The sequence below is a fragment of the Aliirhizobium wenxiniae genome, from assembly GCF_019511445.1.
Classification (GTDB): Bacteria; Pseudomonadota; Alphaproteobacteria; order Rhizobiales; family Rhizobiaceae; genus Neorhizobium; species Neorhizobium wenxiniae_A.
Window position 1 is genome coordinate 1 of sequence record NZ_JAEUAN010000102.1, and the last position, 387, is coordinate 387.

Genomic DNA, 387 nt, shown 5'->3' on the forward strand with positions numbered 1-387 from the left:
CCATAATGGCGTTCACCGAGGTTTGCTGAAGAATATTGAATAAGTTATTGATGGTGAAAAAGTTCGGGCTTAACGTCGAGACAATCGCGATCAGCACCAGCAGAGCGATAAGCGATTTCTGCTCCATCAGCCACGCTTTCGTGAAATAACGGCGACCAGAGACAGTCTGGTTTGTCATTTTTTTACTCCTGATTCACGCGATTAAGCTTGCCCACAGCGGCAGCCATTAACACTTCTTGGGTGGCCTGCTCACGAGTAAATTCCCCGCTGAGATGCCCTTCATGCATGACGATGATGCGATCGCTCATGCCTAATACTTCTGGCATCTCCGATGACACCAGAATGATGCTCAAGCCATCGGCTCTGAACTGGTTAATCAGTTGATAG

The 387-nt window shown here is 48.1% G+C and carries 1 pseudogene; it reads right to left on the reverse strand.

Annotated features, from left to right (window positions below):
• Nucleotides 1-182: 182 nt before the first annotated feature.
• A pseudogene (locus JNB91_RS30490) lies at nt 183-387 on the reverse strand (D-xylose ABC transporter ATP-binding protein); the annotation flags it as partial.